The sequence below is a fragment of the Clostridium sp. genome (assembly GCF_018372875.1).
Taxonomy (GTDB): Bacteria; Bacillota; Clostridia; order Clostridiales; family Clostridiaceae; genus Clostridium.
Genome location: NZ_JAHAIF010000040.1, coordinates 1 through 26,753, shown reverse-complemented (window position 1 = coordinate 26,753; position 26,753 = coordinate 1). Strand labels below are relative to the sequence as shown.

General features: G+C 27.3%; 21 protein-coding genes. 20 read left to right on the top strand and 1 reads right to left on the bottom strand.

Translation table 11 applies throughout. The annotated features are described in order from the left end of the window. The 8 genes from KIB46_RS12235 to KIB46_RS12200 all read left to right on the top strand — a co-directional run. A partial coding sequence (locus tag KIB46_RS12235) for a hypothetical protein (RefSeq protein WP_291672222.1) occupies positions 1-859 on the top strand: 859 nt, incomplete at its 5' end. 17 nt (positions 860-876) lie between these two features. Further along, positions 877-1,272, top strand: a complete 396-nt coding sequence (locus KIB46_RS12230) for an immunity 22 family protein (RefSeq protein ID WP_291672220.1) — start codon at positions 877-879, stop codon at positions 1,270-1,272. A gap of 1,348 nt (positions 1,273-2,620) precedes the next feature. Beyond that, positions 2,621-3,013, top strand: a complete 393-nt coding sequence (locus tag KIB46_RS12225; RefSeq protein WP_291672218.1) for a hypothetical protein — start codon at positions 2,621-2,623, stop codon at positions 3,011-3,013. Between the two features lie 19 nt (positions 3,014-3,032). Beyond that, a complete protein-coding gene (locus KIB46_RS12220) occupies positions 3,033-3,311 on the top strand; it encodes a TIGR04197 family type VII secretion effector (RefSeq protein WP_195343927.1) in 279 nt (92 codons plus the stop codon). An 11-nt stretch (positions 3,312-3,322) separates the two neighbouring features. Continuing rightward, positions 3,323-4,792, top strand: coding sequence for a T7SS effector LXG polymorphic toxin (locus tag KIB46_RS12215; protein WP_291672215.1), 1,470 nt, complete (start codon positions 3,323-3,325; stop codon positions 4,790-4,792). Positions 4,793-4,818: 26 nt separating this feature from the next. After that, positions 4,819-5,526 carry a hypothetical protein gene (locus KIB46_RS12210; RefSeq protein WP_156558875.1) on the top strand — a complete coding sequence of 236 codons (708 nt, stop codon included), beginning with the start codon at positions 4,819-4,821 and terminating at the stop codon, positions 5,524-5,526. A 4-nt stretch (positions 5,527-5,530) separates the two neighbouring features. After that, the gene (locus tag KIB46_RS12205; protein WP_291672213.1) at positions 5,531-5,968 is read left to right on the top strand and encodes a DUF5085 family protein; all 438 of its coding nucleotides are present in this window, start codon (positions 5,531-5,533) and stop codon (positions 5,966-5,968) included. A gap of 11 nt (positions 5,969-5,979) precedes the next feature. Continuing rightward, positions 5,980-6,423: a DUF5085 family protein gene (locus tag KIB46_RS12200; protein ID WP_195343924.1), complete on the top strand. Its 444-nt coding sequence runs from the start codon at positions 5,980-5,982 to the stop codon at positions 6,421-6,423. Positions 6,424-6,468: 45 nt separating this feature from the next. Here the strand turns inward: KIB46_RS12200 and KIB46_RS12195 are convergent, their stop codons facing one another. Next, the gene (locus KIB46_RS12195; RefSeq protein WP_291672210.1) at positions 6,469-12,795 is read right to left on the bottom strand and encodes an Ig-like domain-containing protein; all 6,327 of its coding nucleotides are present in this window, start codon (positions 12,793-12,795) and stop codon (positions 6,469-6,471) included. Between the two features lie 111 nt (positions 12,796-12,906). Here KIB46_RS12195 and KIB46_RS12190 point away from each other — a divergent pair, with 111 nt between their 5' ends. The 12 genes from KIB46_RS12190 to KIB46_RS12135 form a co-directional block, all read left to right on the top strand. Continuing rightward, the gene (locus tag KIB46_RS12190; protein WP_291672208.1) at positions 12,907-14,289 is read left to right on the top strand and encodes an FHA domain-containing protein; all 1,383 of its coding nucleotides are present in this window, start codon (positions 12,907-12,909) and stop codon (positions 14,287-14,289) included. 12 nt (positions 14,290-14,301) lie between these two features. Next, positions 14,302-15,087: a PP2C family serine/threonine-protein phosphatase gene (locus tag KIB46_RS12185; RefSeq protein ID WP_195343921.1), complete on the top strand. Its 786-nt coding sequence runs from the start codon at positions 14,302-14,304 to the stop codon at positions 15,085-15,087. Positions 15,088-15,089: 2 nt separating this feature from the next. Continuing rightward, positions 15,090-16,958 (top strand): serine/threonine-protein kinase, encoded by a 1,869-nt coding sequence (locus KIB46_RS12180; protein WP_291672203.1) that lies wholly within the window; start codon positions 15,090-15,092, stop codon positions 16,956-16,958. Positions 16,959-16,967: 9 nt separating this feature from the next. After that, positions 16,968-17,381, top strand: coding sequence for a hypothetical protein (locus KIB46_RS12175; protein WP_156558882.1), 414 nt, complete (start codon positions 16,968-16,970; stop codon positions 17,379-17,381). A gap of 17 nt (positions 17,382-17,398) precedes the next feature. Beyond that, positions 17,399-18,394 carry a DUF6382 domain-containing protein gene (locus KIB46_RS12170; RefSeq protein WP_291672200.1) on the top strand — a complete coding sequence of 332 codons (996 nt, stop codon included), beginning with the start codon at positions 17,399-17,401 and terminating at the stop codon, positions 18,392-18,394. Position 18,395: 1 nt separating this feature from the next. Next, a complete protein-coding gene (locus KIB46_RS12165) occupies positions 18,396-19,493 on the top strand; it encodes an AAA family ATPase (RefSeq protein ID WP_156558884.1) in 1,098 nt (365 codons plus the stop codon). Next, complete coding sequence (locus KIB46_RS12160; RefSeq protein ID WP_156558885.1) at positions 19,486-19,728, top strand: EsaB/YukD family protein; 243 nt, start codon at positions 19,486-19,488, stop codon at positions 19,726-19,728. The genes KIB46_RS12165 and KIB46_RS12160 overlap by 8 nt, the downstream gene beginning before the upstream one ends. Positions 19,729-19,739: 11 nt before the next feature. Continuing rightward, positions 19,740-24,272, top strand: a complete 4,533-nt coding sequence (gene essC, locus KIB46_RS12155; protein ID WP_291672198.1) for a type VII secretion protein EssC — start codon at positions 19,740-19,742, stop codon at positions 24,270-24,272. A 135-nt stretch (positions 24,273-24,407) separates the two neighbouring features. After that, a complete protein-coding gene (locus tag KIB46_RS12150) occupies positions 24,408-25,088 on the top strand; it encodes a DUF4176 domain-containing protein (RefSeq protein ID WP_291672196.1) in 681 nt (226 codons plus the stop codon). Positions 25,089-25,094: 6 nt separating this feature from the next. Continuing rightward, a complete protein-coding gene (locus KIB46_RS12145) occupies positions 25,095-25,385 on the top strand; it encodes a hypothetical protein (protein ID WP_291672194.1) in 291 nt (96 codons plus the stop codon). 5 nt (positions 25,386-25,390) lie between these two features. Beyond that, a complete protein-coding gene (locus KIB46_RS12140; protein WP_156558889.1) occupies positions 25,391-25,603 on the top strand; it encodes a hypothetical protein in 213 nt (70 codons plus the stop codon). An 11-nt stretch (positions 25,604-25,614) separates the two neighbouring features. Continuing rightward, positions 25,615-26,753, top strand: a 1,139-nt coding sequence (locus KIB46_RS12135) for a hypothetical protein (RefSeq protein WP_291672191.1), incomplete at its 3' end; no start/stop codon positions are given.

The window sequence follows — 26,753 nt, the reverse complement described above, 5'->3', positions numbered from 1 at the left end:
TGAGGGATCAAAGGTATTAAATAGTAGAAAAGAGTATGAGGTAGTAGAAAGTATAGAATATAAGGGTTATAATGAAATTGAAGTATATAACCTAATAGTAGAAAACTACCACACATTCTTTATAACAGAATTAGGTCTTATGGTTCACAATATAGACTGTAAGAATGCAACCTTAGGACAGATATTCAAACAAGTTGGAGATAATATAAGTGATACTAAAATAAAAGATGATTTTGAAGAAGTTATAAAGAAGTTAGATGATATAGCAGGAAGAAATAACATTGAAGAATATATAAAGAACTTTGATTCAAGGTTTAGAGGATTAGATCCAAATAATCTAGATGAAATAAAAAAGATAATAAGTGATACGAGTAAAGATATAGATAACCATTCTAGTAGTTTGTTTAAAGGTACTGAGTGGGCGGCTAAAGCTGAGGGGAAAATAAAAGTTCCTACAGTAAAGAGTGGTGAATTCAATGACTGGTTTAATTCACTAAGTGTAGATGAATTAGATAGTATGTGGAAGAATAAATCAACAAGAAGAGCAATTGAAAGACAGTTACGTGCACCAGGAGGAATGCATGAGTGGCATTTAGTTTCGCGTGCACCACAGTTTAAAAACTGGGGAGTTAATGCTGAACAAATTAGAGATTTAAGAACTGCAATAAGTGATGTCGAATTTATAAATCCAGTAGGAAAACATGGTCAACTTGGTTCTACAACAGCTCATAATGAATTGTTGGGTATAATTGATTCGTCAATTGACTATGATATGTTTTCACGTAGATTAAATAATTGGGCTAACTATAGGCTTAAAGGTGGAGTTGATTCTTTACCAGAAGGACTTAGATTAAAGTAAAGGAGTAGAATGAAAATATGGAAAAAGAAGGATATGTATCGTTGTGGATTGGTAATTCGAAATCAGATGAGGAACTTTTAGAGTATGTTGAACTTGTCTATACAGATGATGGAGAATGGTTACCATCACAGTTTTTACAAGATTTTAATATTGACATTGATGATTTCGATGAAGATTGGATAGAAAGAATATGTCGTGAAAAAGAGGCTAATTCAATAGTTGAACTTATTTCAGGATGTTCACATGGTGATATAATAATACCAAAATATGAGAAGATAGTTGATGGGGTATCAGCAGTAAAATTCAATGCAGGGATTCTACTTTATAATTTTCAATATGATGGAAATGTAGATAATGTAAATAATAAAGACTATGAATTTAAATTTATAGGCTCAGTTGAATATATTAAATAAAAGATTTTCACTGCAAAATTTTTAATAAACTCACTAAAAAATTAAGCGTATAGCATTTTAAAATGTTTAAACTCTTTAATAAGAATAATTAATGTAGATTTTATTGAAAGAAAGTTAATGCATAATTCTAATAATGCATTGAAAAGATGAAATGAATCAGCTGAAATTTAAGTAGGCTGGTTCATTATTTTTTTAGACGTTAAATAGATACATGTGATTGATAAAGGAGTTCTTAGGCAATTAAAACTAACACACTTAGGAGCAAGTATATAAGAGATGTTTAACTTGATAATCCAGGAAATACTAGCTTCAATAATTCCACTGGAAATCAAGGGGAATTAATAACTCATATGCATTCGTAGGTGTAAGTTCGACTAGCTAAATGTAAAATTTAGAGTCTCACTTAAAAAATAAAAAGAATTGAGAAGATGAAACATATAAATAATGGAACTTGGAAATAGGAACTTGGGACTCGGAAAGAGGAACTGGGGGATAGGGGGGAACAAGAACCTAGAGGAAAGTAATAATTGAAATAGACCTAAAGTCTATTTCAATAAAATAAATAAGAATTAAAGATTGATAATAAATAATAATATAACAAAAGAAAATCTAATCAGGTGATAACTAAATTAGTAATCAGTGAAGAAGTTATAATAAATAACCAATCAATAGATAATAAAATCATTCAATGGAATAAATAACTGAAAATACAATACATCAATAAAGATAAGTATATCAAAAACAACTGATAAGGCATCAGAAAAGTAGAGAACCCAAATCTATGATTTGGTGTGAATCACTTTCACAGAGTGCAAGAGAGATTTTATAAAACGTGAACAAGAATACTATTCAGATTGAAAAGCTGTAAATAAAGGCTAAATCAACTGAATTTAAGATAAATGATAAATATATATTATACTAAAGTGAAAGTTCGAAGAACAAAATATAAAATTTTGGTTCTCACTTTTAAATCTGATAACAGAGTTAATGTTTCTAATCAAAGAAGCATTAACTTTTATTTTTTAGGAATACAATCCTAAGGGATTGCATAAGTTCAGGGGGCTAAATCAAAGATTTAGACCTTCACTTAAAGAAGATTGAGAGGAGTAATAAGAATGAATGAGATAGTAGAGAATTTCGAGATAAGTCTAATTGAAGATGGTAAGAGTTCTAAAACAATTGAAAGTATAAAAGCATTTATAAATAACTTAAATAATGCACTGAAATAGGATTATGAGTCAATTGAAATAGAGTGGCTCATTACTTTCTTTATTGTAATAAATATACATTATTGACTAAAAAAGCTAAAAATAATAAAATAAAATTATATGATAAAAGGAGAGTAAAGATGGGGATTGCTGAGGTAAATTTTACAATAAATAATTTAAATGTAAGAAAAAATAGCTTAGAAGAAAAAAAGTCTCAAGTAGAAAATATTATAGATGATTTACAAAAAAATATTAATAATTATTTTAATAGCAATAAGGATGATTTTAAAGAGTTTTATAAATCAATAAATAAATTAGGTTTTACATGGGATTGGGAAGGCAACACAGTTGAAGAATTTGAAGAAGTACTAAAAAATGAAATCTTAAATAATTATAATAATCAAAATGCTTACTATACAGATATTCAATTGAAATTAAGTTCAAAGGTAGAAGAAATAAATAATAGTATTATACAAGTTAATAACCAACTTAGCTATTGGAAAAGCTTAAGAGAGAGTATGTTAGATAATTAATAAGTTAGGAGAGTTTTTCTTGGGAGATATTAAAATTGATTTTAAAGAATATGAAAAAGTTATTAGAAAGCTAGAAAAGGCAAATGAAAGATCAATAGAAAATAATAAAGGAATTCTTTTTGCACCAAAGAATAGTTCTATAGAGTGTATCGATAAATATTCGGAAGCAATAGGTAAAATTAAACTCATATTATCTGAATATAGTAAGCTATTAAATAAAGATATATCTAACTTTATAGAGATTGGAAAATTATTTGCAGAAACTGATGAAAATATTAAAAATAATTTAAAAAAGTAGGTGCTCAATTGATGAAAATTGATATAAATGCCATTATAAATGAATATGAGGATCTCAGTGATATTATTGAAAATCAGGAAGAAATACTTAGTGAAGTAGAATTATCTCTTAAAGAAATTACAGGATTGCAAGAATTTTCAGGAAAAACAGCAGATAATGTTAAAGAATATTGTTCAATGGTTCATAACGAGATTATAAAAACTTTAAAAGTAATTCTTATGGAAGTTAATGTGAAGCTATATGGTACTATTAATGACTTTAGCTGTAGTGTGGATAAAAGTAAAAACGCAATAATAAATAGTGAATACATTAATTCATTAAAAGATAAGTTGGCAGATACTAAAGATGATTATATATCAGTTAATGAAAATATAAGTGCAATAGTAAATGATGCAAGTAATTATATATCTATAGGCAGTGATTATTCATCAAGTATTAAAACTGGATATGAAAATGCCAATACCAAGGCCGAGGATGTTATTAAGTCATTAGAGAGATTCGATGATGCTCATAGTAATGATATGAAAAATGTTATTGATATTATTGATAACATATCTAGTATTATAAAGAATATGATGTCAATAACTACCCATGAAGGTATTAGTGTGAATATAGATACATTTACATCTAATGATAATTTTAAGAAACTTAAGGAATATCAAGTTATATCAAGCAATGAAGTAATTGAAACATCAAAATATGTTCCAGATAAATATGTGAAAATGATAATGGATATGGCAGTTCCTGTAGGAGTATTTTTTACGGGTGCAGATAAACTTATAACCATAGAGGATGCTATAAAGTTATACTCAATAGGAGCAAGTTTTGATGTCAGAAAAAATGAAGCAGGTGAGCTAGTCTATAAGCTAATAACGGATGAAAAGAATATTCCTAAAATAAGAAAGCAATTGGAGACTTTAGGTTTAAGTCACCTTTCTAGAAGAAATATAAGTCAAATGATAAGAGACGGTATTAAAGTTGTAAATAAGGATGGTAAATTTGTTAATAGTAAATTGGTCAATCAGTTTAAAAATAATGCTGGTTTTAAACAGGCATTCAACCAAATTTCAGAAGGATCAATTAATGGACCAACTAAATTTTCAAATACATTAAAGTATGTTGATAAGTTCGGAAAGGTGGTAACCGTTGTATCTAATGTTCCGGAAAACATATATAACCCAATGACAGGAGAGTGGGAATGGGATAATACCGAAGGCTACATTGATACAGCTATCAATAGTGCAGTAGAGATTGGGATAGATGTAGGAATAACTACTGGAGCAGCAGCTTTAGGCCAAGTTTTAATACCAATACCTTTAGTGGGAGCAGCAGTTGGAACTATTGTTGGAACTATTGTATCAACTGCAGTTTCTACAATTAAATTTGGAGAACCACCTAAAACTTTAGTTGATCATGGAAAAGATATAATAAATGATATTACTGATGATATTGGAAATGTTGTAGCAAAAGTATTTTGGTAAGAAAAATGTTAACGAGGAGAAAATGTATGAAAGAATTGAAAAACTTAAGTAAAGAAAAGTTTTATGGTATTACTAATATATTTGAAGATCAAATGTCTAAAATAAGCAATAAGATTCTCTTATTATTATTTAACCTAATAAGTGGTTTGATTTTATTTCTTCCATATAAACAATCAGAAAATATTATAGGTGGGGAAATACTAAAAGTATTACTATATTTGATTATAGGAGTATATTTATTGGGGGCAGTTTTTAGCATTATACTTATTTTAATGGTATTAATTAAAAAAAATGTTGATAGGTTGATAAATCTTAGTGTTGTTTCAGGAACAATAATATTTACATTATCCTTATTGATTACTTATATAACGAATATTGTTTATGAAGGGTATTTAGATATATTTTGGATTATTGCATTAATTAGTTTTATCTTAACTTATGTAGGGATTCTTATTTATAATAATAAGATTAAAAGAAGATTGATTGATGGATATTATATAAAAGAAAATTATAGATATAAGTTTAATCCTAGGTATTTATTATTTATACTTCCATTGGTACCAATGTTGATACCTATTGCTAATAAAGGTAAATATATTACTGAAGTTTTTGGGACGCTATATTATCTATTAGGTTTAAATTATGGAATTATATTAATAACTGCTGTTTTAGGAGTATTTGCATTAAAAAGAATGTACTATGTATACCAAATAAATAATGTAAAAAGGGTGTAGCAGAATGAAAATTAAAAACAAATCATTAGAACTAAACAATTTATTAGCTATAGAGCAAGTGTGTAAAAAAGATGAAGTCGTTAAACTAATGGCAGAATTAAAGAAATTTATTATTGATAATGATTTATATCCAACGGGGCCTGTAGTTTATCAAATTTTAGATGAGGGGCAGGAGTCAAGGAATACTTATAAAGTATATATTCCAATTAATGCAAGTGTGAAATTAAGTTCTGATTCGCAGTTAGAATTTATAAATAGAATTAGCTTAGAATCATCTTTAAGTTGTAGAGTTGTAGATGAGGAAGATTTAGAAATGTCTAAAGAATTATTAAAGCTTTGTGCAGAGCAAAGTGATAAAAGATTAATAGAACCTTTTTATTATGTATATCTAGACGGATATGGAGACCCTATAGTTGATATTTTTTCAGAAATACAGGATTAGGGGTGGTTAATATGAAGTTTTATTATGACAGCTTGAGTTATAACAATGTAGTTTCTAAAAGATACCTGGTAAATTATGATCTCGTTGAAAGTGCAGAAAAAGACTTTTTAACAGGATTGTCAAAAGTGGGATATAAAATAAAGGGACCTTTAACATATTACATTGAAGCTGCGAATAAAGAGAAGTTTTATATTACTTTTCTTATACAAACTTATAATTCATTAAAAATTAAAGGAACTAGCTATGAATATAGTAGTTACTATGGCTTGGGAGATACGATTTGTGTCAGAATAAAGGCTGATAAGTTGAAGGATTATCAAAATATATACCAAGAAATGAAAGAATTTTGTATGAAGGATAATTTAAAGGTAGTTACACCAATGTTTTTTTCATTAGGAAATAATAATGATAAGGAATTTTATTATATTATAAGCTGTGGAGTATATCTTAGTTAATTAAAAGGTAATGCATAAATGTGATGCATTACCTTTTAATTTTAATTATTCATCTTTTTTAGTCTTTTTATAAATGTAGTAGCATAAAGCAGCTATTAAAATAAGTCCGAATATACTACCAATTGCTAATGGTAAAGGTGATGAAGAGGTACTATCATTATTTTTATCATTTGATGTATTAGCTTCTGGGGAACTCTCTACTTTAAAGTTAATAGTTTCTACCGTTTCAATACCATCCTCGTCTTTTGCTGTAATAACAAGAGAATAATTACCTTCTTTAGTTATCTCTTCTCCATGATATTCTTTTCCATTTAGTAGAATATTATATTCTACAGTATCTTTAAATTTAAATTCAGGAGTGAAGCTACCTTTGATAGTATCTCCATCATTTACTCCAGAAACAAATATTTCAGGCTTAGAAATATTTAATCTAAACTTATAGGATAAGTCACTAATATTACCAGCTTTATCAACGACTTTAACATATAACACATAAGAACCATCTTGATTTATTTCTTGTCCAAAGTAGTTAATATTTTGTAATAGTATGGTTGCAATAGCATCAGTATCATCCCATTTTATAATAGGTGTAATCGGATCGGTATAATATCCTAGATTTTTAATGTTTTCTATTGATATAATAGGAGCTGTTTTATCTATTACAAAGTTAATAGTTTCTGTTGATACATTTCCAGCTAAATCAGTAGCACTAATATTAAGAGTATAACTTCCTTCAGCTGATAACTCAGAGCTAGTAAATGGCTTACCATTTAGAGTGACGTTTAAAGAAGCTGTTTCATCATCTACTTTCCAAGTAGGAGTAATATTTTTATTATAATAGTAACCATTATTTACTCCAGTAGTACTAATAGTAGGAAAAACAGTATCTACTGTAATGTTGAAACTATATAAAGAAGATCTATTTCCAGCTAAATCAGTTGCATAAATAGAAATTATATATTCACCATCTTCTTTTAATGAACCTCCATTAGATAAAGAAGTTGTAATACCATTTTTAGTTGCAGTAATTGATAGATTCATTACATTCACTTCATCTAGATTATCGCTGAAATTTACAAAAATAGGTGAATTATGAGAAGTTGTATAATTCATTGAAGATGTATTAATATTTTTACCGTTAACCTGTACATTATGAATAATAGGGGCAGTGGTATCAATTCTAAATCTTCTAGTTATATTTATAGGATCATTACCAGCTCTATCTGATGCTGTAATTGTTAATATATAGTCCCCATTTGTTTTTAAGTTTCCAAAATCAGCAACAAATATTTTATCAGTAATTGTACCTGTTTCTTTAACTATTAAGTCTCCATTTGGTGTTTTTAATGTTACTTTAGCATTATTAATATCTAAGTCTGAAATGCTAACTGATAAATCAAATGGATTATTAAATAACTCTTTTGATTCATTATTATTACTTAACCCATTAATATTAACTACTGGTGATTGATTATCTATGATGAAATATCCATATTGAGCTGAAGATTCATTACCTGCATTATCAGTAGCTGTTATTTCTAATCTATATCTACCATTAGCTAAAGTGTTTAGATTAATGTAATTATTATCTATTATAGTAGATGGAATTAACATAGTACCATTATCAGAGTAAATAGTATACTTTAACACACAGTCATCAGTCAGGTTATCAGATATTTCTATATCACTATCAGATGAAGTACCTACTTTAATAGTAGTATTATTATTTTTATAAACTTTACAGTTTAGATAACTAGTTGTGAAGTCTTTATAGTTAATAGAAGGATCTTCAGTATCAATTCTAAAGTTTCTAGTTACGGTTTCCATAGTGTGACCAGCCCTATCTTTTGCATTTATAGTCAAGGTGTAATCACCATTAATATTTAATTCACCAAAATTAGCAGTGAATTTTATATCTTCTACCACTGAAGAATTAATTTCTATCGGGTTAGTATTAGGGCTTTGAAGTATAACTGAAACTTCAGAGATATCAAAGTCATTAATATCAACTGATAAATTAACAGAATGATTAATGTTTTCTACGTTAGATAAACCATTAATTGTATAAGTTGGAGCATTAGTATCAATTATAAAATTTCCTGAACAATTGGAAGAATTATTTGCATTATCATATACAGTTAATTCTATTTGGTATCTTCCGTCATTTAATGAACTTAAATCAACTCCGTTATTATAGATACCATTTAAGCTTTCTTCTTTTATAATATTGTTTTGTTCATCATATGAAATTTTATATACTGTATATTCAATTTTACAGCTCGATGTTAAATTATCTGATACTGTTATGTGATTATCTGGAGCAGCAGTAGTACCGTTAGGAGTTTCCCCTATAGTAATTATTCCATTATTATTATTGAAAATTAAACAGTTAGAATAATTACCTTCATATTTATTAAGGGTAATTATAGGACTTTCTTTATCGTAAATTATAAATTGCGATTCATTATTTTTTATTATTTCGGTATTTGTCCTATCATTTGCTTCAACTTTAATTTTATATATTCCACTATCTAAGTTGGACAACTCTGAAATTGAACTATCAATTCTTTTAGAAAAATTAGCTCCTTCTTTAGTAGAGTCATCGTCATAGGTTCGTGAATAAATTTCTATAGGGTTTTTATCAAAGATAGAAGAATATTTATAAACTTTAATTTTTACATAATTAAGATCATAATCTTCAACATTTACAGTAGTATTAAAGTCTTTATTTATATTGTTGTTTTCTGGAAAATTATCATAAGAGAAAGTAATATTAGGTGAGTTATTATCAATAATAAATTTCCTTGTTAAATAATTATTTGGATTACTTTCAGTTTGATCATTAGAGCTAGAGTTATTTGAATTATCTTTAATACCTACAGAAATTGAGTAATGACCATTTGGAAGTTTTTCTTTAATTACTGAGTTCCTATCTACATAATTTAAAGGAATTTCATATTCCTCTATATTATTAATGTAATTTAATGCAACAATATTTCCGCTTAAATCTTTAATTTCATAGTATAAATCATATTTTTCACTTAAATTATCGTTTGTTACTATATCTGTAGTTGCATCTCCAAGCTTACCTACAGATATAAAATCAGTAGAAGAATAAACCTTTGTATCTTTATAGTTGTACTTAAGAACTGAAGAATTAAGCGTTGGATTTGTTACATCATAAATGTATAACTGATTATCTGAAATAACATCTCTATTCTTATCATTAAATGGATTATTAGTATCATTTCTAATTGAAGATGGTATAGAATATGATAATGTATAATTTCCTTCAGTAAAGTTTTCTATATTATATAGACGATAGTCATTGTTATTAGGATCAATATAAAAATCATCATATTGAAGGGTTGTACCATTAAAAGTTACTACTAAATCTTCAACTTCAACGCAGGCACTATCCTTTAGTCTAATCATAGTTATAGGATTTTTTAGATTAGTATTACCTAGTACATTATTTCCACAACTATCAATTAGTTCAATAGAAGGTAATGTAGTATCATAATATATTTCTACATTTCCTTCATAAACATTACCGTTATAGCAATTTATAGTGAATTTTAAGTTGTTTACTCCTTCTGTAAGCTTTAAATCAAAATCCTTTTTGTCAGAGGAGTTTGTTATTGTAGTTTGTATGTCATCAGAAGGATCGTCATTATCTAAGTTATATTCAATATTTATATCAGAAATTGAATTTATGGAAGTTAATTGTTCAGGATCAAAGTTTACATTTAATTTATTATTTTTTAATTTATTAGTAATGTAAAACTTAGAGTTACCATTTACCATATCAAATTTTGAAGAGATATTCTTGTTATTTTGTGACAAAGTACTTGATAAATTAAAATTTATATCCTCATCATCAATGTAGTCATTATAATATTTAACAATAAATCTTTCAGAAGAACATTCATGTCCAGCATAGTCTGATGCCTTTATAAATAAGTGTGTGGAATATACATTATATGGATCAGGTAAATCTAAAGATACATTATATAATTTAGTTAATTCATTATAAGATATCTCTTCACTTCTAAAAGAATAACTTTCATTATTATAGATTAATCTTATAGATGTAGTATCTATAAGACTTAAATCTGAATTTCCACCTTCAGAAATAGAGAAGCTTAAATCCAATTTACCATCTGTAACTTTATTTGATTGTATATAAAGGATATTTGATGATGTATCATCAATTTTAATATCACTATTATTATTCACAAATAAGTTTATGGAAGGTGTATTTGTATCTCTAAATAAATTTAATACTTCTGTGTAGCGATTACCATAGATATCAATTATGTCTATAGTATAATTTTCGATTACATTTGGATCCAAATTCCTAAAGGTTAAAATATTATTAGTAAACTCGTAATTAGAATTTCTATTAATGGTACTATTTGGGGTTAGTTCTTCAGGCTCACCGTTCTTTTCAGTAATAAATACTTTATCAATTCCCTTATTATCCTCAATACTAAACTCAATTTTATCACTATCAAAATAGTAAGTATTCTCTACCTTTTTAGCAGAATCAGGATTCAAAAGTTGAAAATTAGGCATTACAGCATCTCTAATAACATTAAATTGTATATTTTTATCACCAATTTTTATATTAAGTGTATCTTGAAAATCTTCAGGTAAATCTGATAAATTAGTTAATTTAATCTTTAATAAGTTAGAAGAAGTAATAGTAGTTGAAATACAATTTTGATATTCTCTACTTCCAAAATAAATAAAATTTTCATTTGAGTTTGGAAGTTCAAAGTTTGTGGCCAATTGAATTTCTATATCAGTAGAGTTCTTATTTAATTTAAAAGTATCATTATCTAATGGATTATTTCCTAATATCTTGTAGTGAAGTTCGTTACAATTATATAAAAAACTTAATATATAAGTAGTAGAGCCATCAGTTATTGTAACTGTGTTAACACCATTTTTTAACAAGTATTTTTCGTTAAAAGATTCAATTGTTACTTTATTATTTGTAATATCTAATTGAGTTTCAAGATTATAGTCATTTATTGATAAAAGTTTATAACTATTAGAAGGAGTTAACCCGGTAAAGTTAAGTGTTATCTCTTCTTGATAATTATAACTTTTATTACTTAAATCAATAAAATTATTAAAAGTTTTAGAGTAATAGTAGCCATTTAGATCCATATAGTACATATCCATAGATGTTAAAGTACTATCTGCAGAGCCTGATGATTCTAGCTTAGAGTTACCAATGGTTATAACTTCCTTAGACGTATTGTTATCAAAATTGAAGATTGAATAAACATTATCTTCTTTATTCTCGTCAGGACAAGTTACTGATAAGGAATAATTTATACCATTTTCATCAATGGAGTTACTATAGCTATTAATATTAAATTTATAGTCGTTTTCTTTTATTGATTTTTTTGTCGTAATATTAGTGGAATAAGTATGAATGCTATTTTCGTTATCTTTTGTAAAAATATTAAGAGTTAAAGTACTGTTTTCATCAATATTTAAATCATTCATCAAAAGGTCTTTGTTTAAAAGGGTTTCATCTAGAAGATAATGATTGTCTCCTACCTGCAATTCTATACATTCTACATTTTCATTAAGTTCAAGTTTAGATGTTGATATTAATGGATATGCCTTTATACCTAACAAACTTGGAATACTTTCGTTCCCAGGAATTAATGAATTAATATTATATAGTGCATTATCTTCCCCCTTACCTAATAGATTAATTATGTCTTTAGGTAGATTACTAGGGTTTAAATCGCTAATATTACAGTCTTGTGTTTTAAAATTTTCATTAGGAATAAATACATTATATCTATCATTTAATGAATTTTTAGCATCTAATAAAATGTTATTAATATCAGTGTTTTGTAATCCAGCATTTGGATAAAAATAAAAATCTAGCTTACTACCTGTATCTGATTGGTCTTTTCTATTTTGAGTATTATCATTTGTTGTTAAACTCTGGTTTCTAGTTAAAGTATAAAAAGATTTTGATATAGCATTGTTATCTTTAATAGTATTAACTAGGTCATTTAAGTAGACATAACTGTCAACATTTGTTAAACCATCGGGAGATTGTATATCACTAGATGAAACTTCTAAGGAAATATGTTTTAACCCTCCAATCTTATTATTCTGAATATTAATTACTTCATCTGATGTATATTTATTTTTACTCTTATATATTTGTTTAAAATATTCTATAGCATTAGAATCATATTCTTTTGTGATATTAGAATAACTTGAATAGCTTCTTATTTCTTTTGCACTTACAATAACTGGAGTGTTAATGATATTTAGTACTGAGAAATTTGTAAGTACAATTAAAGAAATAAGTTTTTTGTTTCTTTTAATCATAAAATCCCTCCTCAACAAAAGTATATAATAAAATAAACTCAATATAAAGCAAATAATTGAATATATTCAATTATATGGTAAAATAAAAGGAGAAGTAAGGAGGTAAAAGTTATGAATGGATTTGTAGATACAGAGAATTTAATAAGAAAGACAATTGATTTTAACTCTATAAATAAAAAAGAAGTTATTAGTATTAAGGAGCTAAGCAGAAATCAAATATTACTAAATATAGATGTTGATAACATAAATAATCCAAAAGAAATAATTTATTATATAAGCGGATTAATGAGCGTTAAAAAGTATGTAAGTACTAATAAAGATTTAAGCACAAAAGGATTTGTTCGAATCTTACTTAAAATTTGTAAGAATTACTTACAATGCGAAGTGGAAAAAAATATTGACGAAAAGAGGTTGTATTTATTTGAAGATTATATTTATATAGAACCATTAAATGAGTCTATTAGATTTATGTATCTGCCTAGTAATATTGGAACAACAGCTAGACCTATAGATAAATTAAGATTAACTTTACTTAAATTAGTTGATGCTTATGGTGACAGGAATTTAATGAGTTCTGTTACTGCTAAGAAAATAAAAGGAGAATTAACAAATAAGTTTGTTGACGTATATACCTTAGTAGAAAACCTTAATAAAATAATTAATTCTATTCAAGAAAAACCAATATCAGAAAAGATTGAAAAAAATAAAGCTGTAAATAGTGGGAGTGGATGCAAAATTGATCACGTACTTGCTGGAACTTTCTTATTAATAGCAACACAAATACTGACAGGTGTATTGTCTGTTTCATTATATAAAATGAGTTGGGACAACCCTAATCTTATGCTGTTGAGCATAGTAATTATAATTCTAATAGATTTAGTGGTTTCTTTTATTATTATTAATTTCTTGATATTGCCTACAATAAAAAAGAAAAATGAAAAAAAACCTATAAATATAGAGGAAGACAGCTACAGCTATAATAAAAATTATCATCATATTAATACTTCTAAAATTTTAAGTGATGATATAAATATTCAAGAATTTAGTGGAAGCTCATTTTTAAATGAAAGTGAAGAGGCTGAATATGACTGGTCCATTTCTTCTTCTGATGAAACAACTTATTTAGAACAGGTTAGTGTTATTGGTGGAGAATTTGATGAAACTACATTATTAAACCAGCTGAACAATAGAGATGAAATTGTAGCATTTTTGATAAGCGACGAAGAAAATAAAAATGAGAAAATTACTATTAATAAGGATGAATATATTATAGGAAGGTTAAAACAAAAAGTAGATTATCCTATTCAAAATGGGACAGTAGTAAAGATACATGCGAAGATAAATTATATAGAAAAAGAATTTTATATTACAGATTTAGAAAGCAAAAATGGTACCTATTTGAATGGAGAAAGACTAAATTCTCTTGAAAAATATAAATTGAAAGATGGAGATAATGTCACATTTTCTAATGCTCCATACATTTTTAAACGTTAAGGGGGAAAGATGATGGGGCAAGAAATTATTGAAGTGGTTGTGAAGAGTGACAAAGGAAGAGTGAAAAAAGTAAATGAAGATAACTTTCTAATCAAGGTTGGTAAAATAAATAATAATGAATTTGGACTGTTTGCTATTTGTGACGGATTAGGAGGGTTATCTAATGGTGATTTAGCAAGTAAGGAAATGGTTCTTGAGTTAGAAAAGTGGTGGAACAATAGAATAGCTAATATAGTTTCAAACAATATAGTAGATAGAGATATTTTAGTTGAACTTAGTTGTGTAATTAGAGATGTGAATAGAAAATTAATAAAATATGCTAGTGATAATAATATAAGGTTAGGGACAACAGCTTCTATTTTACTTATTTATAATAGAAAGTTTTATGTATGTCATATAGGTGATAGTAGAATTTATACTATTAGTTCATCAGTCAATAAATTAACTAAAGATCATACTTATTATAATAAACTCATTCAAAATGGTGAAATAGAAGAAAGTAAAAAAGTAAAGAAAAGTATATTAACCCAATGTGTTGGTTCAGGTCCAAGTATTAGTCCGGATTTTTTAGTGGGTAGGTTAAATAAAGATGTGTTATTCATTCTTTGTTGTGATGGTTTTTACAACAAAATGAGTGATAGAGAATTTATGGATATGAAAAATGAACTTGAGGAGACCTCTGATTATGGTTATATGGGAGAGATTTGTACAAAATATATTGAACTTATTAAGGGAAAAGGGGAAAGAGATAATATCACAGTAATGGCAATTAAATACAGGGTAAATGAAGGTGAATAAGAGTGAATTTAGTTGGTAAAGTAATAGATGAAAAGTATGAATTTATACAATCCTTAGGAATTGGGGGGATGGGCTCTGTTTATTTAGTAAAAGACTTAAAGCTTGGAACTTTTTGGGCTATTAAAGCTATAAAAAAAGAAGGGGGAAAAAAAAGCACAAATCTATTAGCAGAATTTGATGTTCTAAAAAAATTGGATCATCCAGCACTTACTAGAATTACAGATATTAGTGAAGATGAGGAACATATATATATAGTTATGGATTTTGTTGATGGACGTAATCTATCGCTAATATTAAGGGATGAAATATCAATAAGTGAAGATAAAGTTGTAGATTATTCAAAGCAACTATGTGATGTGCTTATTTATCTTCATAATCAAAAGCCTCATCCAATAATTCATAAAGATATAAAACCTGCAAATATTATGGTTACAAAGGAAGGTAGAGTTAAACTAATAGATTTTGGAATAGCAAAGGAAGAAAATGAAGAGTGGGATGATAGCCTACTTTTAGCTACAACAGGATATGTTAGTCCTGAAATTTTAGATGATGTTAGAAATATAAGCCCACAAAGTGACATATATGCATTAGGTGCAACTATGTTTAATCTTTTGACAGGAATAAAACCACAAAAAAACCAGTTTCCTTTGCCTTTGTTAAGAAGTGTTAATAAAGAGTTTTCAGAAGGTATGGAATATATAATAGCAAAATCAACGCAAATAGATTTGTCTTTAAGATATAAAAGTGCAGAAGAATTTAAAGAGGATTTAATAAATATAGGGAAGTTAGGGAGAGAATATGAAACAAGAGTAAAAAAGAGAATACAGAAACTTATATTGTTAACAATATGTTTTACTTTTTCTTTTCTTTTAGCTTTTAGCGGATGGAGAGGGTATTCAAGGGAGCTTCAGAAGAAATTTGATTCTTATATTAATAATGGAATAGAGGCTAGAAATAATATGGATTATAAAGCAGCCCTTAATGAATTTAAAGAAGCACAGGAATATCTTTCAAATGAAAAAGAAGGATATTATGAAATTGCAAAGACCTACTTAGTTATGGGGTCTAATGATGAATGTATAAGATATTTAAATAAACTTATAGATAATGATGGTTCTTTAAAGAAAGATGACAACATTAATTATTTACTAGGCAAGGCATACCTTTATAAAGTTAACTATAAAAAAGCTTATGAATATTTTCAAGAAGTTGAAAATACAGAAGAAGTAGGAGAGGATTTTCAATTTCTAGAGGAGATATGTAATCAATTTAATTATCCAGAAAATATAGATAAAGCAAAATTCGAAGAGGCTCTTTTAAAATTTGAAGAGTATATATCTCAAAATGAATCAGATAAATCATTTGCAGTTACCTCTTATCTTGCACTTGCCGATATATATACTTACGGAGCTGATATACTACCAAATGCCTTTGATAAGGAGATCGAAGTTATCTTAAAGGCGCAGAAAATTAATTCGAAGGATTTTACAGTGATGGACAAGCTTGCTACAGCTTATAGAGAGAAAGCAAGAAATATTAGATTTAGTGATAAAGTTTTGTACGATGAATACTTAACTAAGGCATTAGGGCTTTATAATGAATGTTTAAATATTCAAGTTAGTATAGATGTCTATCTAAATATAGGAGATATATATGTTGAACTTAATAACTATGAGGCCGCAAGAACAGCTTATGAAGAAATGACAGAAATTAATAAGGATCATTATTTAGGATACCTAAAATTATCTTCATTGTGTTATACAGTTGGTGACACAGCTGGCGCTTTAGAATATTTAGATAAAACAGAAGCATGTGATAATTTAAGACCTAATGATCCACAATATCTATATTTAAAGAAAAATCTAGAGTAGGTGGTTTTAATGAGTTTACAGATTATAAAGATGGTAATTGGAATAGTAGGAATGATTTTATTTGGTGTTTTAATAGTTAAAGTATTATTAAAACCTGTTGAGGATACTAAGTTAGTGGTTTTGACAATTGGTAGAGGAGAGAAGTATGAGAATATTAAGAGTAATACCTCTCGAAGTATTAGAATAACATCTTTTAGTGGAATAAGTACTAAATCAAAAACTAATTGTGAAATAGCTAATGAAGAAACAGTTGAAGATGGTGATGATAGTACAGAATTATTATTGAATGATGAGAATATACCTGTAGATGATACAGAAGTTATAGATAGCGACACTGAATTATTACAGGATGAGCAAGAAATTAATGATTATACAGAATTGATCAATAGTTATGAAGATGATAAGTATAATCGAAATCTATAGAAGAGGTGATGTTTTCAGTGGACCATATAAGTTTTAAGGAGATAAATAAAGATAATAAAATAAAGCTTATTTTAAAATGTAATAACAATGATTTAGCTGATTATGCAATAAAGATGGTGAATTATAATAAAGAGTTGCCACTAATTGAAATTGAAACGTTAATAATTAATGATAGTAGTACTTTGATATATGATATAACAAATTGCATTAGACTTTCTAATGCAATAGAAGAAAATAGTATATCATTACAAGAAATGTTACAAGTTATAGGAACCATATTATTTACTTTAGTCAATTTAAAAAGTTATTTTCTAAATAGTAATAATATATTTTTAAATATCAATTATACCTTTTACAATTATGTAACAAAAGAAATAGAGTTAATATATTTGCCATTTATTAATGAAGTAACTAATGCATACATGAATCAAAAGATATTTTTATTAGATTTATTATTAATATGTAAAAAGTATGGTGTTAATTGTGAGAGCCTAGATATGGCAATAATGGAACTTAGAGATGATACAGGAACGTTAGAGTCAATAAAGGAAAAACTAGATTTAGTAAAAGATGAAGTCAGAAGAATGAAAGAACAAGAAAATATGCTAATAAAAGATAAAACAGAGAAGAGGAGTTTCTTTTCAGTAAGAAAGAAAGAAAATAATATCGTTATAAAAACTACAGAAATAAGGTCAAATAGAATTGAATATTTAAATTTAGTAATTTATGAAGGCGATAGAGTAAAAACAATAAATCTAGATAAAGAAAAGTATTTATTAGGAAGACTTGAGGGGGCAGTAGATATACCAATTAGAAATAGTTCAGTTGGTAGAATTCATGGTCGTATAGAAAGAGAGGATTATTATTATTTCTATGTAGATTTAGAATCGAAAAATGGATCTTTTATAAATGGGGAAAGGCTTGAACCTAATAAACGATATCCTTTAGAAAATGGAGATAATATAAAGCTTGCTAATGTTAGTATGTATCTAAAAGGTAATAGGAGTATTTAATATGAAGGAAATAAGTTTAGTTTTATATGATCAAGATTATTTATATGTAAAAGAAGTTATAAATTTCTTTAATTCAAATTATAGAAGTCATTTCAAGGTTATAGGTGTAACATCTAAAATTGAGTTAGAAAAGCTTATATATTCAGGGAGAACTATTGATATTCTATTGATAAACGAAGAACTTGCAATGAATTTTAGAGAAATTAATATGATTAAGATTGTTATCATGTTATCTGAAAATGAAAGAAATAATGACATTGATAATAAACAAATATTTAAGTATCAAAACGGACATGCTGTTTGTAACTGTATAAAAAAAATATATACATCAGTAAATCATCAGGTATCTTTTAATGATAGTAAAGTAATGAGATTCGTTACATTTTTCTCTCCTATAGGTGGAGTAGGAAAGACTTTATTATCTATATTGTTTTCTATAAGATTAACAAAAGAAGGTAAAAAGGTATTATTAATAAACCTGGAGCAAGTATCTGCTCTTGGAATTTATTTTGACGTAAGTGATAGAAATAATACTATTACTGATCTTTTATATAAGGCAGCAGATGGAGTAAAGATTGACAAAAATGTATTAGATAGCGTAGTAAAGAAGGATGAGAATACAAATGTATATTACATAAATCCAATAATCTCTACAATAGATATAGAAGATGGAACTTGCAACAATTTGATTTATGTTTTAAATGCAATTAAAAAGGAAACAAACTTTGATTATGTAGTAATTGATTCAGGGTCAAGATTAGATAACTCTATTAAAAGACTTGGGGAATACTCAGATAAATTGATAGGAATAATTGAATCCTCACATATAAGTTTGGTAAAAATGAGTAAGATGTTAGATGAATTCATAAATGATGACAATATTATCTTATTAATAAATAAATATAACTTAAACAAGGATATAAGCCTATTTGAAGAGTATGAGAATATAAAAGAAAAAATCTATTCATATATAACCTATGATAGTTATTTAGATAATAATAAGTGCAATTTAAGTACATTATTAAATGCAGATACAATAAATACTAAGGTAAATGATTTTATATATAAATTAATGAGGGAGGAATGGAGAAATGAATAAAGGCATTGTATTAGTACAAGTTGGAAATGATGAGATTGAATACGAATTAGAAATTCCTTTGGATATTACTGTGAAAAACATATGCAAGAGTATATTAAAAGCATTAAAAATGGATGGTAGAAATGATATAAAAGGATATTATATAAAAACAGAAAACCCTACTTGTTTTCTAAAAGGAAATGATATTTTATCTGACTATGGAATTTCATCAGGTAGCAAAATCTTTTTAGTATAATGGAGGCTAAAATGGCTGGTAATAAGTATAAGAATACTATTATTTTATTTAATGAATATTTCTATAATGAAATTGATTTAGAGACATTTGGGAAAGAAGAAATTGTAATTAGTAATGGAAATATCTGCGATATAAAAGTGAAAATATTAGTAGAAGAATTTAGAATTACTATTAAGAAAACAGATGGCTACTGGTTAATTGTCCCTTCTAATGATGTAACATTTGTGATAAATGGTACAAAAGTTTCACGTAAGAAACTTATACATGGGGATCAAATCTCTATTCTAGATTCTCACAGAAATGAAATCTTCAAAATAAATTTCTTTTTAGATTTCTCCAGTGGTAAAGAAGATTATAGTAAAGAAGTAGATATAGAAAATATAAGTGAAATAAAAATCGGAAAATCTAAAGATAATGACATAATAATTGACGATCTTTTAATAGAAGATTATCACTGTATTTTAAGGTTAATTCAAAACAAGAGGGTAATTTATGATTTAAATTCTAAATACAATGTATATGTAAATGGTAATAAAGTACTTGATAATTTAGAGCTTAATGATAATGATTTTATAATTTTATGCGGATATAAATTGTTATATAAAGATGAAAAGGTATTCTGTCCTAGAAAAAACATAAGTGTAAATAATAATAAAATTAAATTTTCTTCTAAAGAAGTATCCTTATTCAATTATCCAGAGTTCATTAGGACTCCACGTATGATATGGAAGCTCCCTAAGGATAAAATAGAAATAGTTGCACCTCCTAAGAAAGAAAATAAGCCAGGCTTAGATACATTCCTTAATTTAATTCCTACTATTGGAATGACAATGATGGTATTAGTTATGCCAATGGGAAATCCTATGTATAGAATAGGTATGCTTATTGTTACATTATCATCTACCATAATAATGTTTATTGCCAATACTGTTAAAAGCTCTAAAGCAATAAAAAGAAGAAATAGAATGTATTTAGAGTTTTTAGATAAAAAAGAAGAAGAAATAAAAGATTTATATAATAAGCAAATTGATGTGTTACATAAGTTATATCCATCTATGGAGGAGGCATGTAGGGTTATACAAGCTTTTGATAGAAGGCTTTGGGAAAAGTCTTCAACAGATGAAGATTTTTTAAATGTATACCTTGGAAACGGAAGGGTTAATATATCTTTTGATATAGATATTCCTAAAGAAGAGTTTGGCGAACGAGAAGATGAATTATTATTAAAACCAAGAGAGGTTAAAGAAAAATATTCAGAAATAGAAGATATGCCAATATCAATAAATTTGAAAAATAATTATGGAATAGGTATCGTAGGTAGCATTGATAAAGTTTCAAGTTTAATAAAAAACATAATATTTGAAACTGCTGTATATCATTACAGCGAGGATGTTAATTTTATTTGTCTATGCAATGAAAAGAATATTAAAGAGTGGATGTGGATTAGATGGCTACCACATATATGGAGTAAAAACAGAGAGATAAGATTTATGGGAGTTGGAAAAGAGTCATGCCATAGTATTTTAGAAGGAGTTTACTCTTTAATATCAAAAAGAGAACAAAAAGACTATAATAAAAAGCCTCATTATATTATGATTGTTACAGACCCAACATTATTAGAAAATGAGGCCCTATCTAAATATTTAGATAGGGAAAAGGCTATTGATTTAGGGCTAACTACATTATATGTTTATGGAAACTTAGAGTTTATTCCAAAGCAATGTTCTCAGATACTTGAAGTTATAGAAGATGGAAAAGGTAGTTTAATTGACATTAATGATAGTGGCAATAAAATAGATTTTACATTTAAGAATTATGGAAATGTATTATTAGATGAGCTTACAAGAAGAATGGGACCAATATACGTTAAAAAAAATTATTCTGAAAATACCCTTCCAAGCAAAGTAACTCTATATGAATTATATAAGGTAAATACTGCAAGAGAGTTAAATGTAGAATGGAGATGGATTCATAGTGAAGTTACAAAAGCTATAAAGGCTCCTTTAGGACTTAATACAAGTGGTACTTTGATATCACTAGATCTACATGAAAAGACTCATGGTCCACATGGATTAGTTGCAGGAACAACTGGTTCAGGAAAGAGTGAATTATTACAGACTATAATTGCTTCATTAGCTATTAATTATTCTCCATCAGATGTTTCCTTTATCCTTATTGACTATAAAGGTGGAGGAATGGCAAACTTATTTACAAAGTTACCTCATCTTATAGGAACCATAACTAACTTAGATGGAAATTTAGTTAATAGATCTCTTACTTTAATTAAAAGTGAATTAAAAAGAAGACAAAATATATTTGCAGAGTTTGAGGTTAATCATATTAACGGATATAAGAAACTTGAAAAGAAAGATCCATCTATGGAACCATTACCCCATTTAATTATAATTGCTGATGAATTTGCAGAACTAAAGAGTGATCAACCAGAGTTTATGAAGGAGTTGGTATCAACAGCGAGAATTGGTAGGAGTTTAGGAGTACATTTAATACTAGCAACTCAAAAGCCAGCAGGCGTAGTTGATGCACAAATTTGGAGTAATTCAAAGTTTAAATTATGTTTAAAAGTTCAAGATGAAAGTGATTCAAAAGAGATGCTAAAGAAGCCTGATGCTGCATATATAGTGCAACCAGGTCGGGGGTATTTGCAAGTAGGAAATGATGAATACTATGATTTAATACAAACTGCATGGAGTGGGGCTGAAAAGTATTTAGATGAGGATATTATGTCAGAAAGTATTGATATATCAGAAGTATCTATAGAAGGAGTTAGAAGGGTTATTTATTCTTCATCTAAAGAAAATGAAGGAAAAGAGAAAATTACACAATTAGATGAAATAGTTAATTATATAAGTGAGTTTAGTGAATATAAAGGATACAAGCGTTGTGATGGTTGTTGGACAGAACCTTTAAAAGATAGAATAGATTTATGTAATCTTATTAATGATAATGAGTACTTTTTTAATAATAAGGAAAGAGGATATAAGAGAGTTATGCCTATTATAGGTGAAATTGATTATCCTAATAAACTTAAAAAGGAAGTATTCAAACTTGATTTCTCAGATAATGGTAATGTAATTCTTGTTGGAGGAAGTGGTTATGGAAAGACAACATTTATTCAAACTATTGTTTGTAGTTTAATTAGTGAATATAGACCTACAGAAGTAAATATCTATATTTTAGATTTTGGCTCTAGAACTTTAAAAGCTCTCTCTGAGGCTCCTCATGTTGGAGACGTAATTTTTAGTGATGATAATGAAAGAGTATTAAACTTATTTAAAATGATGAGAAAAGAAATTGATAAAAGAAAGAGTATATTTTCAGATATGGGTGCTAGTAATTTAATAAATTATATAGAAGCATCGAACAATGTAATTCCACAAATTGTAATTCTAATTGATAATTTTGCAGAGTTTAAGGAGAATTATGAAGGATTAATAGAGGAGTTAATACTTCTTATGCGTGAAGGACAAGCATATGGAATTAACTTTATAATGACAAATTCGACTTCTAATGGAATTAGTTATAAGTTAACGAATAATATAAAAACTAAAATGTGTTTAACTTGTATAGAAAAATCTGATTATAGTAATATTTTAGGGCTTTCTAGAGTTCAACCAACTAAGGTAAAAGGAAGAGCATTAATTTCAGAAGATGATGGATATGAAATACAAATTGCTACCTTCGGAAAGCACGAAAAGGAATTTGAAAGATTAAATGATATTAAAGAGTTTATAAGCAAAGTAAATTCTTTAAATGATTATAAAAAGGCAAGAAAAATAATTACGGTACCGGAAACATTATTACTTAATGAGGTAATTGATGAGTTAAATAAAGATGATGGAAATGGATTTATACCAATAGGATTTAATATTGAAGCTCTAGAGTATATTGGCATAGCACTATCTAATTATCCTAATTTCTCTATAATAGGTAACTCTAAATCAGGTAAAACAAATATGTTAAAGAATATATTAGATTCCCTTAATAATAAAAAATACACTTTCTTTATTTTTGATAGTAATGATGGAGGATTAAAATTATATTCTAAGTATATTGGTGATAGGTATGGATCAAGCAAAGAAGATACTTTAAGAATATTAAATTCTCTATTAGAAGAAGGAGAGAGAAGAAAAGAGCTTGTAAAAAATAATGGAGAGGATGTACTTAAAGAGTTACCATATATAATTGTTATCATTGATAGAATAGCAGAATTTATTCCAAAAGTAGATAGGAGTTTTATAGATTATTTAGAATATGTTGTTAAGATATTAAAGAATTACAAGGTAATAACAATTGCAACAGGTACGGAGAGTGACTTTAAGAACAACTTGTACTCTGTTAAGTTTGTAAAAGCCCTTAAGGAAAGTGGTAATGGTATATTACTTGATTACATGGCTAATCAAACCTTCTTTAGTAATGTTAAGCTGAGATATGGGACAAAGGAAAGAGAGATTAGGACAGGAGATGGATATTTAATTCTGAATACAAGATATTGTAGTATAAAAACTCCTAATAATAAAAAGTAGAAATTTAAATTTTGGTTAGTTTGCATTTAAAGAATAATAAATAAAAAATATGCCCATGTGATCTTTCCAACAGACAAGTGTTGGAAATGCAGGTGGGTGAAAAATCTAGTTACTTATTGATATGAGGTGGAAGTAATGTTAACTGTAGAAGATTTAAATAGGAATTTATTAGAGGAATGGACTAAATCTTTAGAGCATTTAAATAAAGAAGAAAAGATTGCTCTATATAATTTGGGGATTCTTGTAACTAACAATGGAATAGACTGTTTGTATGATATTCATAAATCTTTAGTCAAGCATAATCAGTCTATGTATATTTTAGATGGAAAGCTAGGATATGAGCTACAAGAAGATGAATTCTTATTGAAAATTCAAGATATGAATATCAATTTAAATTATTTACAACTTAATGAAATTATAAATGGATTAATTGATATCCTTGAAGAGATATATCCTTTGGGTACTGTGGTAGAACTTAAAACTGAATACTTAAAAAGAGGGCTTGCAATTAGGGATATAGAGACTGCTCAGGTAATGATAATTGGAAGATTTATTTATCAAAAAGATATTAAATCATATTTTCAATATGCAGGAGTTGTGTATCCATTGGGGTTAATTGGAGAAGGAAAGGTTATTCAATTTACATCTAAGTTAATAGAAAAAGTTATACACAAAGGTTTCTGCGATGAAAAGGATAATGGATATATTTATTTAATGAAGAAGGAGTTAATCATTGATAATAAGATGCATTCATTTGGATTTTCTAGTAATGATGAAAGAAGTCAATATTCCAATAAAATAAAGGAAGGGGGGTAAATTCAGATGATAAAGGTAGAAATAGAGGAATTAAAAAATGAATTAGGAAAACTAAATGAGGCTTTAGATGTATTTTCTCAATACTCAAGCTCTTTTATAGATGAAACAATAGAAGCTTTTGGTGGGATGAATTCGGATTTTACAGATAAAATGGAAGAAACACTAGATAATATGAGGGATACAAAAGCAGAGAAGCTATATAATAATCTATCAGCTTATGCTAAGAGTTTAGAAACATTAATAAAGGATTTTGAGGAAACTGATAATAGTATTAGTATTCAATTAGAGGGGGAATAGGGTGGATGGCAAATAGATATAAGGCATCTTATTGTAGACGATTAGTTAATAATTATATTAGCGAAATTGAGAGAAAGAAAACTAGTATTCAAAAGAATTTTGAAGATATGGATTTTTCAAACTCAAATCTTAGGGATGAATATGAGGAGCTTGTTAGTAATATGAAGAGGGAATGTGATAACTTAATAAGAACAATAGAAAGTTATAAATTTAGTTAGGAGGAGAATAGTTGAAAAGTGATTTGCGTCTTAACTTTGGAGTACTAGAAGATATTGCTGAAAAAACGATGAAATATAAAGAATCATTGGAAACAGTGAAAGAAGTACTGGAGAGCGTAAATAACAAAATTGATGAGAATGAAGGAAAAGCAATAGATGAATTAAGAAAAGGATATAAAGATATAAATGAGGATTTAGACCGCTGTTTAGAAGAAGTTGATGACATTTATGATATAATGAATAGGTATACAGATGAGATGCAAAGTATAATCACTCCAAAGAAAAAGAATGATATAATGAGAGTTGATAGAGCAGATATATGGTGGAATCAACAATTTATAATGGAGGCATGTCAATCTGTTCAATTTTTAAGATGGAATATTAGCACTTATAGGAGTTTTATAAATCCCTTTGCAGATGATGATGTAGTAGAAAATGAAGAAAACAACTATAACAAAATGAAGTGTATATGGGATGAAATTAACTCTTGTGGATATAAATTAAGTAGTTATGTAGATGAGATGAATAGACTTTTCAATAGTAAGATAGTTGTCTTTGAAAATAGGGATGATGATTATAAAGGGGAAGTAAAGTCAAGGCTATATGATAAGTACACTAGTGGATTTGAAAGATTTATTGATGTTGGTAGCGATACAATAAATTTTGTAATTGATACGGTCAGGGGATTTTCAATGTCAATATATGATATGCTAGTGGGAATAGTTAATTTGTGCAAATCAATAATATGTTTACCAGGATCAGCAGTAGCATTTGTATATGATAAGATAACAGGAGAAGTTCCTGATTGTTTAAAAGATAGCTATGAGTATGAAAAAAACTTCCTAGGTGGTATATCTAGTGTGGTAAAAGATCCAACGTTATTGGTAGAAGGAATAGCACAAGGAGTATCAGATGCATATGAAGAAGAAGGGATAGCATATTGTTTTGGGTATGGAGCAGGTGAAGTAGCACAGTTTGTTGTAGGAAGTAAGTTAGCATCAAAATTAAAAGGCGGTAAAGTTAAATCATCAGCTTTCGGATATATGGATGCAGATGATGCCTTAAGGTATAATCAATATTGGGATGATGTAGCAAAGGGATTGTATAATAATCCTTATGGCGGAAAGTTATCTTTAGATGAAATATCAAG

Excerpts from the sequence above, each read along its gene's own strand:
- KIB46_RS12230 (WP_291672220.1), top strand. The coding sequence starts at position 877 with ATGGAAAAAGAAGGATATGTATCGTTGTGGATTGGTAATTCGAAATCA.
- KIB46_RS12225 (WP_291672218.1), top strand. The coding sequence starts at position 2,621 with ATGGGGATTGCTGAGGTAAATTTTACAATAAATAATTTAAATGTAAGA.
- KIB46_RS12215 (WP_291672215.1), top strand. The coding sequence starts at position 3,323 with ATGAAAATTGATATAAATGCCATTATAAATGAATATGAGGATCTCAGT.
- KIB46_RS12210 (WP_156558875.1), top strand. The coding sequence starts at position 4,819 with ATGAAAGAATTGAAAAACTTAAGTAAAGAAAAGTTTTATGGTATTACT.
- KIB46_RS12205 (WP_291672213.1), top strand. The coding sequence starts at position 5,531 with ATGAAAATTAAAAACAAATCATTAGAACTAAACAATTTATTAGCTATA.
- KIB46_RS12200 (WP_195343924.1), top strand. The coding sequence starts at position 5,980 with ATGAAGTTTTATTATGACAGCTTGAGTTATAACAATGTAGTTTCTAAA.
- KIB46_RS12195 (WP_291672210.1), bottom strand. The coding sequence starts at position 12,795 with ATGATTAAAAGAAACAAAAAACTTATTTCTTTAATTGTACTTACAAAT.
- KIB46_RS12190 (WP_291672208.1), top strand. The coding sequence starts at position 12,907 with ATGAATGGATTTGTAGATACAGAGAATTTAATAAGAAAGACAATTGAT.
- KIB46_RS12185 (WP_195343921.1), top strand. The coding sequence starts at position 14,302 with ATGGGGCAAGAAATTATTGAAGTGGTTGTGAAGAGTGACAAAGGAAGA.
- KIB46_RS12175 (WP_156558882.1), top strand. The coding sequence starts at position 16,968 with ATGAGTTTACAGATTATAAAGATGGTAATTGGAATAGTAGGAATGATT.
- KIB46_RS12165 (WP_156558884.1), top strand. The coding sequence starts at position 18,396 with ATGAAGGAAATAAGTTTAGTTTTATATGATCAAGATTATTTATATGTA.
- KIB46_RS12160 (WP_156558885.1), top strand. The coding sequence starts at position 19,486 with ATGAATAAAGGCATTGTATTAGTACAAGTTGGAAATGATGAGATTGAA.
- essC (WP_291672198.1), top strand. The coding sequence starts at position 19,740 with ATGGCTGGTAATAAGTATAAGAATACTATTATTTTATTTAATGAATAT.
- KIB46_RS12150 (WP_291672196.1), top strand. The coding sequence starts at position 24,408 with ATGTTAACTGTAGAAGATTTAAATAGGAATTTATTAGAGGAATGGACT.
- KIB46_RS12145 (WP_291672194.1), top strand. The coding sequence starts at position 25,095 with ATGATAAAGGTAGAAATAGAGGAATTAAAAAATGAATTAGGAAAACTA.
- KIB46_RS12140 (WP_156558889.1), top strand. The coding sequence starts at position 25,391 with ATGGCAAATAGATATAAGGCATCTTATTGTAGACGATTAGTTAATAAT.